Genomic DNA, 14,192 nt, shown 5'->3' on the forward strand with positions numbered 1-14,192 from the left:
GGCGGCGCGCCATGGCGTGAAGGCGGGGCGGTCGCAGCCCTCAGCGGCGGCGGTAATACGCCCGTGCCGGGCCGTGTTCAACGCTGAAGGCGTTGACCTTGCCGAACGCATCGCGGTGGAACTCGATCTGCAGCCCGTCGATATCCGGCGACACGAAACGGTTCGTGGCCAGCGCCAGCATCGCGCCATCGCGCGGCTGGCCGGCCACGCCCACCCGCAGCACGCCGTCGACGATCCTGACCTGCAGCGCCGGTACATCGAAGAAGTCGGCCAGAGCGCGGCGCTGGTCCATCGGCACGCTGCTGTCCTGGGCGAAGATGCCGGTGTAATCAGCATAGCCAGGTGCGCCCAGGTCCAGCGCCAGCGTGCGCTGCAGCGGGTTGACCCCGCCGCCGATCGCATCGGACAGCGCGTTGCGGATCTCGGCGGCCAGTGCCGCACCGTTCTCGCCATTGGTCAGGATCACCAGCCCGTCGCCGGTTTCCAGATAGCCCTCGATCCACGCGCGGTAGCTGTCGTTGGAACCGCCGTGGTGGAAGATGCGCGTGCTGCCCGCGCCGTCCAGCCGCGGCCCCAAGCCATGCCAGCTCGGCGAGACCTCGGTCATCATGTCGGTGGCGATGGCGCGTGGCAGGAACGCGCCACGCCCGTGGTAGCTGTCCAGCAGCGCGGCAACGAAGGCGGACAGGTCATTGGCGCTGGTCCACAACCCCGAAGCCGCCTGTTCCGGGAAGCTCTGCCAGCCGCGCGGCAGCGCCGTGGCGGCGCCTTCGCCATCGTGGGCCTTGGCGATGTTGGGCGTGCCGGCGGCAGGCGTGGCATAGGTGCTGCGCTGCATGTGCAGCGGGGCGAATACCTCGGTACGTGCGAGCGCCTCCAGCGGCTTTCCGCTGGCCTGCTCCAGCACCAGCTGCTCCACCATCACGCCGCCACCGGAGTAATTGCCGCGCTCACCCGGCGCATGCAGCAGGCGCACCGGTCGGTTCTTCGCCGGCGCCACGCCGTCCAGCGTCTGCAGCAGGGTGGGCAGGGGCTCGTCGGGCAGGTAGTCGGCAAACCCGTGCACGCCCAGTCCGGAGGTATGCGACATCAGCATGCGCAGGGTGACGTGCGGGGCGGGAACCTCGGGCGTGGCAGGGATTTTCCAGCCGGCCAGCAGCGGGTTGACGTCGCGGTCAAGCGCCAGCCGGCCATCGGCCACCAGCCGCAGGGTGGTCGCGGCGGTCACCACCTTGCTGACCGAACCGACCGAAAACAGCGTGTCGCCGTCCACCGGCAGCGTGGCGCCGGCCTGGCGCGTGCCGTAGCCGGCGCTGTGTACCACCTTGCCATCGCGCAGCACGGCGATTGCTACGCCCGGCACGTGGTGGTGGGCCATGCGCTGCTGCAGCGACCAGTGCGGCAGCGGCGCGGCTTCCGGCAACAGGGCCGGGCGCAGGCCGTTCTGCAGCGTGCTGCGGATGGCGGCGTCTTCGCCGGCCAGTGCCAGCACGGGCAGAGCCAGCAGCAGGCCGATGGCCAGCGCAGGGCGCAGGGATGAAGCGGTCAGGAAATCCATGCGGGGCCTCGGGTGATCCGGTGTGGGAGGGGGAACGTCAGGCAGGGCAACGCACGCGCCGGCAGGGCACGTTCAAGCGGGGCGCGGGGGATGACAGGCCTGCCATGCACAGGCGCGCGCGGGGATGACAGGCCTGCCATGCGCAGGCCCGCGCAGGGATGACGGGCCTGCCAGGAGCAGGCCCGTGCGGGATTCAGCGCCGCTCGGCGACGGCCCCGCGTTGTTGCAGGTAGCTGCGGATGTCAGCGCTGCGCGCCTGGTTCAATGGCGAACGCCACTGGCCCAGGTCAGCGACCACGCCAAGGTTCACGTCCGCGCCGTGTTCGACCAGATAGGCGAGCGTGGCCAGGTCGCCAGAGCGCGCGGCATTGATCAGCGGTGTTTCGTCACCGGGTACGATCCGGTTGACGTCGGCACCGGCAGCCAGCAGTCGCTGCACCACCGGCAAGTGACCACGGCCGGCGGCGACGATCAGCGGATTGCCATCGCCAGCGGAGGGCAGGTCGGCGCGCGCGCCCAGCGCAAGCAACTGATCGACCATCGCCAGCTGGCCATTGCGTGACGCTGCGATCAGCGCGGTGCCGTCGCCGCGCTGGCGTGCATCGACCGGCACGCCGGCGGTGACCAGGCGCTGTACTTCGGCGCTGTCACCCGACGCTGCGGCGGCGATCAGCCGCTCTACCTGCGCGGAGGTGTACACAGCGGTGGTGCGTCCGCCTGCATCGCGCGGCGTGGAGGCCAGCGGCGCACCGAGCCGCGGCGTGGCGGCAACGCTGAGGCCGGCGCACGCCAGCAGCCCGGCTACGCACAGTGTGGTCCAGGCCATGCGCCGGGCCGGGGCAACGCGCTGCGTATCAATGGCCAGCAGGCCGTCAACGCGCTCGGCCAGGCCGCCGCGCTGGCCGGACATGCCTACCGCCAGCGGCCCCTGTGCCGCCGAACGTGGCATCAGGCCGGCCACCGCCTTCAACAGCGACGAAGCGTACTGCTGGCCGCCGCCGGACTGACGCGCCGCGCGTGCATCACAGGCCATCTCGCGTGCCCGTTCCAGCTCGATTCCCAGCCGCTTCGTCAGCGGATTCCACCAGTACAGCGCCAGCACCGCGTGCTGCGCGGCTGCCACCCACAGGTCGCGGCGGTGGATATGCGCGGCTTCATGCAACAGCATGTCGCGCAGTGCGGATGCGGACAGTGCGTCCACCAGGTGCGGCGGGATCAGGATGCGCGGGGTCCATAGACCCACCACCATCGGGCCGGGCGCAGTGGTCGACAGGGCAATGCGCGCACCGGGGGGCAAGCTCCAGCGCAGCGCCGATTCCAGCGCCGGCGACAGCGTGGCGGTGCGATGCAGGCGGCGCGCCTGCTGCCATGCCCGCGCCAGGCGCAGCAGGTGGACGAGGGTGCCGGTCAACCAGGCCAGTGCCAGCAGCGGCAGCAGCATCGCGCTGATCGCAGGCAGCCGGGAGGCAGGCGCTGCGGCATCGGTTGCCACGGGCGACACCGCCGCCGTCGTGGCCGACGCAGGTAGGGTGGCGACCGCAATCCCCTGCGTTTCACTCGCCGCCGGCGCACCCGGCAGCAGTACCAGCAACGGCGATGCGGCGGCCAGCACGAACGCGGCCAGCAACACCCACGAGCGGGTTTCCGCACTCAGCCGGCTGCGGCGCAGCAGCAGCGCCACCACGCCCATCAGCAGGGCGCTCTGCCACAGGTGCTGCGCACCGATCATCAGCAGGGTTGGGACCCATTCCAGGCTCATTTCGCTTTCCTTGCAGTGGGGGCATCGTCGACGCGCTTCTGCAGCGCGGCCAGTTCATCGGCATCCATGTCGTGCTCTTCGATCAGGTGCTGCGCCAGCACGCTGGGCGAATCATTGAAGAAGCTGCGCAGGAGATTTTCCAGTGCCTGGCGGCGGGCTTCACCGCGGCTGATGGCTGCGCTGTAGATGAAAGCGCGTCCTTCGGTGCGGTGATGCACCAGGCCCTTCTTGTCCAGCACCTTGAACATTGTCAGTACCGTCGTATACGCCACTGGCTTGCTGCGCGACAGCTCATCGGCGACCTCGCGCACCGAGGCCTCCTTCTTCTTCCACAACACCTCCAGGATGCGGCGTTCGGAATCGGTCAGCGTGGACGAAACAGGACGGGCCATGGGCGCTTCTACTATCGAATTAGTTGATGGGTGCATCGTGCTCCGCCGCGCCGCGGCGTGTCAACTATGTAATTAGTAATGGGATGGGTGCTACCTTCGCTGCACCGCCGTTTTCCGTGATGCCTGATGAGCAAGCTGTTCCGTCGCGTCTCCATCCTCCTGGCCGCAGCAACGCAGTTGGGTACGGTCCATGCGCAACCTGCGGCGACCGATCCGCTGTTCACCGCCGCGCCGGAATCGCTGCAACCGCAGCAGGTGCGCGCGCTGCAGCAGCGCCTGTCCGACTGGCCGCAGCTGGCGTACTACCGCGAGCAGAACGCCGCGTTGCCGCCGCCACGCGAGGGTGAAGCGCGGGTGGTGTTCTACGGCGATTCCATCACCGAAGGCTGGGGCCGTACCGGCAGTGAGACCTTCTTCGCGGGCAAGGGCTACCTCAACCGCGGTATCTCTGGCCAGACCACCGCGCAGATGCTGCTGCGCTTCCGCCAGGACGTCATCGCGCTGCGTCCTGCGCTGGTGGTGATCCTGGCCGGCACCAACGACATCGCCGGCAACACCGGCCCGGCCAGCCAGGCAATGATCGAAGACAACCTGCATTCGATGGTTGAACTGGCGCAGGCGCACGGCATCAAGGTGGTCCTGTCTTCGGTGCTGCCGGTCAGTGCCTACCCGTGGCGTCCCGGCCTGCAGCCGGCCGCCAGCGTGCGCGCGTTGAATAACGCATTGAAGCGCTACGCGGACCAGCAGCGGCTGGTGTACCTGGATTACCACGCAGCGCTGGGCAATGCGGACGGCGGACTGGACAAGGCGCTGGCCGATGATGGCGTGCATCCCACGCCGGCGGGCTATGCAAAGATGGCCCCCTTGGCCGAAGCCGCGGTGGCGGCGGCACTGGGCCGCTGATCCAATCCATCAAAGGGACGGGGATGCTGGGGATACAGGCGTGGGGCGCGGTGGAAAGTGGGGTCCTGGGCGGCACCCTGGCCAGCATGCTGGTGGCCTGGTGGACGCGGCGGTTGCCCCGCCACTACAAGGGCTGGTCGCGCGGCGCGTTGTCGCGTCGACATCGCACGGAAATACGCATCGCCAATACGCTGTTCTTCGCCGGATTGTTGTCGGGGGTGGCGCTGTATCCGCTGGGCGGCTTTGCGCCCAATGATCCGCGTCCGTTGTTGCTGGCCTTCGGCTTGGCCTCGCTGCTGCCGTTGCTGGCGCTGATGGTGGTGCCGTGGCTCAGCGGGCGCAGTGTGCGGGCGGCATTCGTCGCTTTCAGCCATGGCCAGGGGACGCCGGTCTGGGCGACCTATCCGCTGCTGGCCGCCGGTCTGGTGGGGCTGGGCTTCGCCGTCGCCGGCTTCCTGCGCTGACCGGCTTGAGGCGCCGTGGCATGACCGCTACGGTGTGCGCCATGACCATCACCCTTTGCCAGGAAGGACCCGCCGACACTGGCCCGATCGCGCCCATCGCGTGCGGCACCATGCCATGAGCGGACGCGGCGTGGTTTCGCTGTTGATCTGGCTGAGTTGCGTGCCGGGCATGTTCGTGCACAGCACGATGGGGACGACGCTGTTCGGCATGCAACTGGCCGAGCTGGCGTGGCCGCCGTCCTGGCAAAGCCTTTGGTTGCTGTGTGCCGTCCTGGCCAGCTTGGCAGCTTGGCCGATGCTGGGTGTGTTGACCCTTCGCTGGCTGGAGAATCGTCCGCTGCACTGGAGATGGCCGCTGGTCGGCACGCTGATGGCCACCTGCTGGATGCTGCCGCGCGGCTGGATTTTCGCCCTGTTCGTCGCCCCCGGGGTACTGTTCGCAGCTTACCTGTGCGCATGGCACGTACTCGGTTGGCGGCGGGCCGAGCGGTCATCGGCGGCACCGCCCCGCGCTGAGCCTGAGCGCCCTGCGGACGGCCTGTAGCGACGGCGCCCGCTGGCGCCGCTTGCCAGGCAGGTGCGCTGCGGGTGGCTGACCGCCTGCGTCGCGGCCAGGCGCGCAGGCCTCAGTCGGCCAGCGCGACCGCCTGCTCCGATACCGCCAGCAGGATCGAACAACGCAGTCCGTCTTCGGCGAAACCGTAGTCCACCTTCGCACCGATCTGGTACGGCAGGGCGCGTTCGATCAGCTCGCGGCCGGCGCCGCCACCGCGGATGCTCGCTGGGTCGGCAGGCAGGTCGCGCACGCCATGCTCCTGCCAGTCCACGCGCAGGCGCGGGCTGGCCGCTTCGGATGCCCCTGCACCGACCAGGTTCCAGCGCACGTGCAGGCGGCCGCCCTGCTGGCGCAGGGCCCCGTACTTGACCGCATTGGTGGCCAGCTCATGCAGGGCCATTGCCAGCGGCTGCACCGTGCCCGAACGCAACGGCACCTCGGCCGGTCCTTCCAGCACGATCTGATCATCGTGCGCGGCAGGATCCACGTGGGCGGACAGCTCGGCGCGCAGCAGCACGTCGAACTGCACGCGATCCAGTTCACCCAGCCGCGACAGCAGGCTCTGCGCGCGTGCCAGCGCATCCAGACGCGCATCGAAACGGATGGAAAAATCGGCCATGTCACGGCTGGTGGCCAGCGTACGGCTGGCCATCGCACGCACCACCGACATGATGTTGCGGGTGCGGTGCTGCAGCTCGTCCACCAGCATGCGCAGCAGCGATTCGTTGCGGGCGCGCTCGTCTTCGTGTTCGCTGCGCTCGGTGACATCGCGCGTGGTGCCGATGATCGCCTCCACCTCGCCATCCAACCCCAGCTGCGGCACGAAGATGTAGTCGTACATGCGCCGCCCCAGCGGACCTTCGAACGGAACATCGCCGCGGATCGGCCGACGCGTGGCGATCACCTGCTCGATCTCGCGGCTGTGCATCGCCGCGTGCCAGTCCGGATAGCCCAGCTCCAGGCAGGTGCGGCCCAGCGCCTCTTCTTCGGTCTTGCCCCACATGCGCAGCAACGCACGGTTGGCGTAGGTGAAACGATGCTCCAGGTTGAACACGTAGGCCAGGTCGGGCGAGCTGTTCAGGAACGCCTGCAGTCTGCGCCGCTCGCGCTCGGTGTCATGCAGCGCACGGCCCACCGCATCGGCGGCCTGCTGCAGGGCGACCTGCTGGTCTTCGCGGTCCAGCACCAGCGCGGCGATGCGGGTAGCGAAGCTGGCCACTTCCTGTTCCCAGCCGCTGAGCGCGCGCGGCGTGGACAGGAACAGCAGCAGCCACGCACGTTCGGGCTGGTCCTGCCGAGCCACCGCGATGGGCCTGCAGGCGGGGCTGCCGTGATCGATGCATGCGGCCCGCCAGTTCGCGTGCCACGCCGTGTCGGTGGCAGCGTCGCCCCCGCCGGGCAGTTCCAGATGCGCTGCCTGCGGCGCCGCGTCGGCATGTTCCAGCAGTGCGGTGATCGCTGGGTGCACGTTGCAGCTGCTGCCATAACCAGGCCGCTGCCGGTCGCCGGGGGTGACGAAGAAGGCACTGCGCAAGCCGGGCTTCAGGCGCTCGATGGCCTCGGTGAGTACCCGCAGGCATTCGCGCGGCGGCGTACCACGGGCCAGGGTATCCAACAGGATCGCCTGCTCGCGGACCAGTTGTTCGGCACGCACCCGGCGGGTCATGTCCACGCACATGCCGTGCACCTGCCCGAGCGCGCGATCATGGCGGCCGCGCAGCATCAGCCAGCGGCGGCTGATGCCATCGGTCCACGGAAGCTCGATTTCAAAGACCGGCTGGTCCTGTTCCTGCCGCAGGATGCGCCGCCACGCACTGCGCAGTGCCTGCGCGCCGATGCCGGCCAGTTGTGCGCTGGCCGTATCCGAGGCACGCAGCTGGCGGGTGACGGTATCGAACTGCCACACCCCCACGCGGGTGTCGTCGAGGATGGCGTCGATGGCGAGCGCGTCGGTCAGGGCAAGGGACATGGCAGGCGCGGACGTTCAGGGATCGCCTTTTTTGCCAACCTTCCCGCCAACACCCTGTGAAGGCGGGTCGCGCTGCTGCCGGGTCTTACTCGAAACGCAGGCGCACACCGGCATACACGCCGAAGCCTTCGCCCGGCGTGGAGCGCGCCACATCGCGCCCGCCATCGTCATAGCCCGGCGTCACCGTGGCGGCGTAATGGCGGTCGCCCAGGTTGCGCAGCTCCAGCCAGCCCTGCCAGCGCCCACTGGGCGCGTCGAAGCCCACGCGGCTGCCGAAGATCAGATGGCTGTCGGCACGCACGCTGTTGGCGTAGTCGACGAACACCCTGGAAGCGTATTCGGTGTTCAACGCGGCATACGCGCCCGATGCATGGTCGTAGCGCAGTTCGGCCTGGTAGAAGTGCACCGGCAGGCCCGGCAGGCGGTTGTCACCGAAGCGGTCGTCATGGCGGTAGCGGAAGTCACTGAAGGTGTACGCCTGGCGCAGCGAGAGACGCCCGGTTCCTCCCTGCCACAGCGTGCTGTCCAGTCCGGCTTCGATGCCCCGGTGCACGGTGGGGCTGGCGTTGTTTTCGGCGATGAACAGGTTCGGCACCGGCACCACTTCCACGCTCAGCAGCTCATGGTTGACGTGCGCGTAGTAGCCGGTGAGCTCCCAGCGGCCGATGCGTCCCTCGCCGCGTGCGCCAAGTTCAAGCGTGGTGGCGGTCTGGTTGTCCAGCTCCACCGGCGCGCGCTGGCGGCCGCTGGATGCACCGTTGCCGGCGGCGAAATACTGGTTGGAGCCCCAGATCATCGACCAGGGATGGGCCGGCTCCACCGAGCGGCTGAGGTTGCCGAACCACTGCGCGGCCGGCGAGGCCTGCCAGGTGAAGCCGAGCCGCGGCGCGTAGTCCCAGTCGCGCTCGTTCAAGCGCGCGTCGGTGCGCGGCCAGGTGACTTCCACCGTGCGCCGCGTCTGCACCAGCGCCAGCCCGGTCTGCACGCGCAGTGCATCGCTCAGCTGCAGTTCGTTGCTCACGTGCAGCGTGCTGTCGGTGCCGTGGTGGGAAAAGTCACGCGTGTGGGTACCGGCCGGATAGCCGTTGCTGGCGAAGCGCAGCGTCTCGCGTACGTCGGCATCCAGGTCGTGGGTGACGCGCAGGCCGAGCGTGGTCACGCTGTCATGGCCGAACAGGGTGTGCCGGCGGAGGTAGTCCAGCGTGGCATTGAGGTTGGCGTAGTCCAGCTGCTGGCGGTACAGGCTTTCGTTCAAGTCCATCGGGTACTTGTGGTACACCAGCCCGGCCTGCAGCGAGGAATCTTCGTCCAACTGCAGCGTGGTCATGTTGCCGATCCAGGTGCTGCCCGGCTGCGGCCGCTTCGCGTCGATGGCCAGGTTGGCCGGGTTGGCCGCGCGCGGGTCGTTGCGGATCTGCGCGCGGGTCAGCCGCCCGGGTGTTTCGTGGTTGGTTTCGCGGTAACGCAGGAAGAAGCGCGTCTGCAGGTCCGGATTGATCTGCCAGCCGATGTTGGCCATTGCGCCCTTGCCATCGCCGCTCGCATGTTTCTGGTAGCCGTCGAATTCGGTGTCGGTGTAGGCGAAGTAGTAATCCACCGCGTCCTGCACGCCGCCATAGCCCAGGCTGCGCTTCTGGTAGCCGCGGCTGCCGGCTTCGTAGTGCAGTTCCAGGCCCGGTGCATCGCGGCCGCTGCGGCTGACGTAGTTGATCGCACCCCCCAGCGCCAGCGCGCCGCGCTCGAAGCCGTTGGCGCCGCGCAGCACGTCCACGCGCGACAGCCACAACGGTTCCAGCAGCTCGTACGGGGTGCCGCCGGCGGCGGTCAGCGGCAGTCCATCCAGCGACACCGCGATACCGGAGGCATGCGCACCCGGGCCGCGGTTGATGCCCGAACCGCGGATGGACACCTTGGTGCCTTCGTTGCCGGGGGACTGCGCACTGATGCCCGGCTGGTAGGCCAGCACATCGGCGGTGCCGCCGACGCGGCCCTGCGCGACCTTGGCCAGATCGATCACGTTGCCCGCGCCGGGTACGCGGGCCAGCGCCTTGCGCGCGGCATCGGTGGTCTCGGCGGCGGTGACTTCGACGCGGTCCAGGGTGGTGGGCTGGGCAGCCGTTTCCGCATGGGCGGGCAGGGCGGCGAGGGCGGTCAGCACGGCAACGGTGAGCACGCAGGTGCGCGGGAGAGCAGAAGTCATGAGCAGTAGAGCCAGCAGCGGAGTGGGTCGCGGCTGGGGGACGAATCCTGTAAACCACGTAGAGGCGGCGAAAGTTAACAGGGTGTTCGTAGGTTGTCGAGACGTGGATGCATGGGGCGGCGTTGGTAGCGCCGAGCCGTGCTCGGCGAGCGCAGCGGCAGGGGCGGAAGCGTGACGACCAACGGTCGTCACCCACCGAAGCAGGAGCATGACGGCCAGCGGCCGTCACTACCGAAGCAGGAGCGTGACGACCAACGGTCGTCACCCACCGACGCAGGAGCGTGACGGCCAGCGGCAGTCACTACCGGGTCAGCGCAGGATGCCGGGCAGGTCCAGGCCCTTTTCCTTTGCGCAGTCGATGGCGATCTCATAACCCGCATCGGCATGCCGCATTACGCCGGTGGCGGGGTCGTTCCACAGCACGCGGGCGATACGCTTGGCGGCCGCTTCGGTGCCGTCGCAGACGATCACCATGCCGGCGTGCTGCGAAAAGCCCATGCCCACGCCGCCGCCGTGATGCAGCGACACCCACGTCGCGCCGCTGGCGGTGTTCAACAAGGCATTGAGCAGCGGCCAATCGGATACCGCATCGGAGCCGTCGGCCATCGCTTCGGTTTCGCGGTTCGGCGATGCCACGCTGCCGCTGTCCAGATGGTCGCGGCCGATCACCACCGGAGCCTTCAGTTCACCGCTGGCCACCATCTCGTTGAACGCCAGCCCAAGCCGATCGCGGTCACCCAGCCCGACCCAGCAGATACGCGCAGGCAGGCCCTGGAACTTGATCTTCTCGGCCGCCATGTCCAGCCAGCGGTGCAGGTGCGGGTTGTCCGGTATCAGTTCCTTGACCTTGGCATCGGTCTTGGCGATGTCTTCCGGATCGCCGCTCAGCGCGGCCCAGCGGAACGGGCCGATGCCGCGGCAGAACAGCGGCCGGATGTAGGCCGGCACGAAACCGGGGAAATCAAACGCATCCTCGACGCCTTCCTCCAGCGCCATCTGGCGCAGGTTGTTGCCGTAGTCCACGGTCGGCACGCCCAGCGCGTGGAAGGCGAGCATCGCGCGGATGTGGTTGGCCATCGATTCGCGCGCGGCTTTCTCCACCACCTTCGGCGCGGACACGCGCTTGTCGTCCCATTCCTCTACCGTCCAGCCCTGCGGCAGGTAGCCGTTGACCGGGTCATGCGCGGAAGTCTGGTCGGTCAGCAGGTCCGGCTTGATCCCGCGCACCAGCAGTTCGTCCAGCACGTCGGCGACATTGCCGAGCAGGCCGACCGACAGCGGCTTCTTCGCCGTGCAGGATTCTTCGATCAGGCGCAGTGCTTCATCCAGGTCATCGGTCCAGGTGTCCAGGTAACCGGTGCGCAGGCGCATTTCGATGCTGCTCCTGCGGCATTCCACCGCAAGGCACGAGGCGCCGGCCATCACCGCCGCCAGCGGCTGCGCGCCGCCCATGCCGCCCAGGCCGCCGGTGAACAGCCACTTGCCGGCCAGGCTGCCGTCATAGTGCTGGCGGCCCATCTCCACGAAGGTTTCAAAAGTGCCCTGCACGATGCCCTGCGCGCCGATGTAGATCCAGCTGCCGGCGGTCATCTGGCCGTACATCGCCAGGCCCTTCTTATCCAGTTCGTTGAAGTGGTCCCAGTTGGCCCAGCGCGGCACCAGGTTGGAATTGGCGATCAGCACGCGCGGCGCATCGGCATGGGTGCGGAACACCCCCACCGGCTTGCCGGATTGCACCAGCAGGGTCTGGTCGTCCTCCAGCCGGGTCAGCGCATCGACGATGCCATCGAAGCTTTCCCAGTCCCGCGCGGCGCGGCCGATGCCGCCGTACACCACCAGTTCCTGCGGCCGTTCGGCCACGTCCGGGTGCAGGTTGTTCATCAGCATCCGTAGCGGCGCTTCGGTCAGCCAGCTCTTGGCGGTCAGCGTGGTGCCGGTCGGCGCGATGATGGTGCGGGACGGGTCGTTACGGGTCATGCGGCGCTCCGGTTGGATGCGAATTCAAGGCAGGCGGTGAGCACCTGCGCCAGCGTGTGGCGCAGCGGTGTGGCGTGGTCGTCATCCAACGGGGTGGGCCAACTGTGGGCATCCAGCGCCTCGGCGGCCGGTTCGGCCATGTAGCCGCGGCAGGCCAGTTCCATCTGCAGGCTGTGCACGCCGCCGGGGATGTCGCTGTAATGGCGGGTGATCCAGCCGCCCTTGAAGCGGCCGTTGCGCACGTGCGGCAGGCCGCTCAGCCGGCACAGGTTTTCCACCACGTCGGACAGCGCGTTGTCGCAGGATGTGTCCACTTCGCCGGTCGGGCCGGCGGTGCCCAGGTTGAACTGCGGCAGCTCGCCGTCGAACAGGTGCGGGATGCGCGAGCGGATCGAATGCGCGTCATACACCACGACGGTGCCGTGGCGCGCGCGCAGGCGGGCGATCTGTGACGCCAGCGCCGCGTGGTAAGGCGCGAAGTACGCCTCGCGGCGACGCAGGATCTCGGCCTCGTCCGGTTCCTGCGCCGGCTTGTACAGCGGCTGGTTGTCGAAGGTGGTCAGCGGGCACAGGCCGGTGGTGTTCTGGCCCGGATACAGCGACACCCCGCTGGGATCGCGGTTGAGGTCGATCACCGAACGCGAGATCGATGAACGCACCGTGGTCGCGCCGAGTCCGCGCGCGAAGGCGTACAGCTCATGCACCCACCAGTCGGCATCGCGCCGGGCCAGCCACGGCGAGACGAAGCGCCCGGCGAGGTCGTCCGGCAGCGCGGTGCCGGTGTGCGGGAAGCTGATCAGCAGCGGCGCATCGCCTTCGTGCACCTCCAGCCACGGCGGCTGCGTGCTCATGCCACCGGCTCCACGTTGGGCAGCACATCGGCCAGCCCGGACGCCAGCGCGCCACTGCGCACCAGGTCGGTGGCAGCCAGCATGTCCGGATGGAAGTAACGGTCTTCTTCCAGCGTCGGCACCTGTGCGCGCAACAGCACGCGGACCGCTTCCAGCGGGCCACTGGACTGCAGCGGCGCGTGGAAATCACACCCCTGCGCGGCGGCCAGCAGCTCGATGCCGACCACGTTGGCGGCGTTCTCGGCCATCTGCAGCAGGCGCCGCGCGCCATGCGCGGCCATCGACACATGGTCTTCCTGGTTGGCCGACGTGGGAATGGAATCCACGCTGGCCGGATAGGCGCGCTGCTTGTTCTCCGATACCAGCGCGGCGGCGGTGACCTGCGGGATCATGAAGCCGGAGTTCAAGCCCGGACGCGGGGTCAGGAACGCCGGCAGGCCGGACAGCGCCGGGTCCACCAGCATCGCCGTGCGGCGTTCGCTGATCGAGCCGATCTCGCAGATCGCCATCGCCAGCATGTCCGCGGCAAAGGCCACCGGCTCGGCGTGGAAGTTGCCGCCGCTCAGCGCTTCACCGGTATCAGTGAACACCAGCGGATTGTCGGACACCCCGTTGGCTTCGATTTCCAGCGTGGTGGCGGCCTGGCGGATGATGTCCAGCGCCGCGCCCATCACCTGCGGCTGGCAGCGCAGGCAGTACGGGTCCTGCACGCGTACGTCGTTGTCGCGGTGCGATTCGCGGATCGCCGAACCCTGCATCAACGTGCGCAGCGCAGCGGCGGTGAGGATCTGCCCGCGCTGGCCGCGGATGCTGTGGATGCGCGGGTCGAACGGGGTATCCGAACCCTTGGCCGCTTCCACCGACAGCGCACCGGTGACGAGGGCGGCCTGGAACACGATCTCGATCTCGAACAGGCCGGCCAGCGCGTAGGCGGTGGAAAACTGGGTGCCGTTGAGCAGCGCCAGGCCTTCCTTCGCTCCCAGCTGCAGCGGCTGCAGGCCGGCACGCGCCAGCGCGTCGGCAGCGCTGAGACGCTGTCCGCCAACGAACGCTTCGCCGACGCCGATCATCATGCTGGCCAGGTGGGACAGCGGCGCCAGGTCACCGGAGGCACCGACCGAACCCTGCGCCGGAATCACCGGCACCACATCCTGCTGCAGCAGCGCTTCCAGCAGCTGCAGTGTCTCAACGCGCACGCCGGAGGCGCCCTGCGCCAGGCTGACCAGCTTCAGCGCCATCATCAGCCGCACCACCGGCAGCGGCATCGGTTCGCCGACGCCGGCGGCATGTGACAGCACGATGTTCCGCTGCAGGGTGGCCAGGTCTTCCGGTTCGATGCGCACGCTGGCCAGCTTGCCGAAGCCGGTGTTGATGCCATACACCGGCGCGCCCTTGGCGACGATCGCTTCGACGGTGGCGGCACTGGCGCGCACGGCCGGCAGGGCCGCCGCGTCCAGCGCGATGCGCGCGCCACGGTAGACCTGCCGCCACTGCGCCAGCGGCACGTGGGCGGGGCGAAGCACCAGGGTGTCGGGTGTTCCATGCTGCATTGAAGCGTGCTCC

General features: G+C 68.8%; 11 protein-coding genes. 3 read left to right on the plus strand and 8 right to left on the minus strand.

What is annotated here, in order from left to right:
• Positions 1 to 40: 40 nt before the first annotated feature.
• The 3 genes from ABB28_RS00570 to ABB28_RS00580 form a co-directional block, all read right to left on the minus strand.
• Positions 41 to 1,558, minus strand: coding sequence for a serine hydrolase domain-containing protein (locus tag ABB28_RS00570; RefSeq protein WP_057506756.1), 1,518 nt, complete (start codon positions 1,556 to 1,558; stop codon positions 41 to 43).
• Between the two features lie 193 nt (positions 1,559 to 1,751).
• The gene (locus tag ABB28_RS00575) at positions 1,752 to 3,317 is read right to left on the minus strand and encodes a M56 family metallopeptidase (protein ID WP_057506757.1); all 1,566 of its coding nucleotides are present in this window, start codon (positions 3,315 to 3,317) and stop codon (positions 1,752 to 1,754) included.
• Positions 3,314 to 3,709 carry a BlaI/MecI/CopY family transcriptional regulator gene (locus ABB28_RS00580; RefSeq protein ID WP_057506758.1) on the minus strand — a complete coding sequence of 132 codons (396 nt, stop codon included), beginning with the start codon at positions 3,707 to 3,709 and terminating at the stop codon, positions 3,314 to 3,316. The genes ABB28_RS00575 and ABB28_RS00580 overlap by 4 nt, the downstream gene beginning before the upstream one ends.
• A 126-nt stretch (positions 3,710 to 3,835) precedes the next feature.
• Here ABB28_RS00580 and ABB28_RS00585 point away from each other — a divergent pair, with 126 nt between their 5' ends.
• The 3 genes from ABB28_RS00585 to ABB28_RS00595 all read left to right on the plus strand — a co-directional run bounded on the left by ABB28_RS00585 (position 3,836) and on the right by ABB28_RS00595 (position 5,620).
• On the plus strand, positions 3,836 to 4,612 hold the full coding sequence (locus ABB28_RS00585) for an SGNH/GDSL hydrolase family protein (RefSeq protein WP_057506759.1): 777 nt from the start codon (positions 3,836 to 3,838) through the stop codon (positions 4,610 to 4,612).
• Between the two features lie 23 nt (positions 4,613 to 4,635).
• A complete protein-coding gene (locus ABB28_RS00590; RefSeq protein ID WP_057506760.1) occupies positions 4,636 to 5,076 on the plus strand; it encodes a hypothetical protein in 441 nt (146 codons plus the stop codon).
• Between the two features lie 115 nt (positions 5,077 to 5,191).
• A complete protein-coding gene (locus tag ABB28_RS00595) occupies positions 5,192 to 5,620 on the plus strand; it encodes a hypothetical protein (RefSeq protein ID WP_057506761.1) in 429 nt (142 codons plus the stop codon).
• Positions 5,621 to 5,702: 82 nt separating this feature from the next.
• Here the strand turns inward: ABB28_RS00595 and ABB28_RS00600 are convergent, their stop codons facing one another.
• From ABB28_RS00600 to hutH, 5 genes are all read right to left on the minus strand, one after another.
• Positions 5,703 to 7,601, minus strand: coding sequence for a sensor histidine kinase (locus ABB28_RS00600; protein WP_057506762.1), 1,899 nt, complete (start codon positions 7,599 to 7,601; stop codon positions 5,703 to 5,705).
• An 85-nt stretch (positions 7,602 to 7,686) separates the two neighbouring features.
• Positions 7,687 to 9,801, minus strand: coding sequence for a TonB-dependent receptor family protein (locus tag ABB28_RS00605; RefSeq protein ID WP_057506763.1), 2,115 nt, complete (start codon positions 9,799 to 9,801; stop codon positions 7,687 to 7,689).
• Positions 9,802 to 10,110: 309 nt separating this feature from the next.
• A complete protein-coding gene (hutU, locus tag ABB28_RS00610) occupies positions 10,111 to 11,778 on the minus strand; it encodes a urocanate hydratase (protein ID WP_057506764.1) in 1,668 nt (555 codons plus the stop codon).
• Positions 11,775 to 12,629 carry an N-formylglutamate deformylase gene (gene hutG, locus ABB28_RS00615; RefSeq protein WP_057506765.1) on the minus strand — a complete coding sequence of 285 codons (855 nt, stop codon included), beginning with the start codon at positions 12,627 to 12,629 and terminating at the stop codon, positions 11,775 to 11,777. The genes hutU and hutG overlap by 4 nt, the downstream gene beginning before the upstream one ends.
• Entirely contained in the window at positions 12,626 to 14,179 is a 1,554-nt protein-coding gene (hutH, locus tag ABB28_RS00620) for a histidine ammonia-lyase (protein ID WP_057506766.1), read from the minus strand. Before hutH ends, hutG begins: the two co-directional genes overlap by 4 nt.
• Between the last annotated feature and the right edge of the window lie 13 nt (positions 14,180 to 14,192).

It is taken from the genome of Stenotrophomonas chelatiphaga (genome assembly GCF_001431535.1).
GTDB classification, from domain to species: Bacteria; Pseudomonadota; Gammaproteobacteria; order Xanthomonadales; family Xanthomonadaceae; genus Stenotrophomonas; species Stenotrophomonas chelatiphaga.

Bases quoted from the DNA above. Each gene is read 5' to 3' on its own strand.
- ABB28_RS00575 (WP_057506757.1), bottom strand. From the start codon at position 3,317: ATGAGCCTGGAATGGGTCCCAACCCTGCTGATGATCGGTGCGCAGCAC.
- hutH (WP_057506766.1), bottom strand. From the start codon at position 14,179: ATGCAGCATGGAACACCCGACACCCTGGTGCTTCGCCCCGCCCACGTG.
- hutG (WP_057506765.1), bottom strand. From the start codon at position 12,629: ATGAGCACGCAGCCGCCGTGGCTGGAGGTGCACGAAGGCGATGCGCCG.
- ABB28_RS00590 (WP_057506760.1), top strand. From the start codon at position 4,636: ATGCTGGGGATACAGGCGTGGGGCGCGGTGGAAAGTGGGGTCCTGGGC.
- hutU (WP_057506764.1), bottom strand. From the start codon at position 11,778: ATGACCCGTAACGACCCGTCCCGCACCATCATCGCGCCGACCGGCACC.
- ABB28_RS00595 (WP_057506761.1), top strand. From the start codon at position 5,192: ATGAGCGGACGCGGCGTGGTTTCGCTGTTGATCTGGCTGAGTTGCGTG.
- ABB28_RS00580 (WP_057506758.1), bottom strand. From the start codon at position 3,709: ATGGCCCGTCCTGTTTCGTCCACGCTGACCGATTCCGAACGCCGCATC.
- ABB28_RS00605 (WP_057506763.1), bottom strand. From the start codon at position 9,801: ATGACTTCTGCTCTCCCGCGCACCTGCGTGCTCACCGTTGCCGTGCTG.
- ABB28_RS00585 (WP_057506759.1), top strand. From the start codon at position 3,836: ATGAGCAAGCTGTTCCGTCGCGTCTCCATCCTCCTGGCCGCAGCAACG.
- ABB28_RS00600 (WP_057506762.1), bottom strand. From the start codon at position 7,601: ATGTCCCTTGCCCTGACCGACGCGCTCGCCATCGACGCCATCCTCGAC.
- ABB28_RS00570 (WP_057506756.1), bottom strand. From the start codon at position 1,558: ATGGATTTCCTGACCGCTTCATCCCTGCGCCCTGCGCTGGCCATCGGC.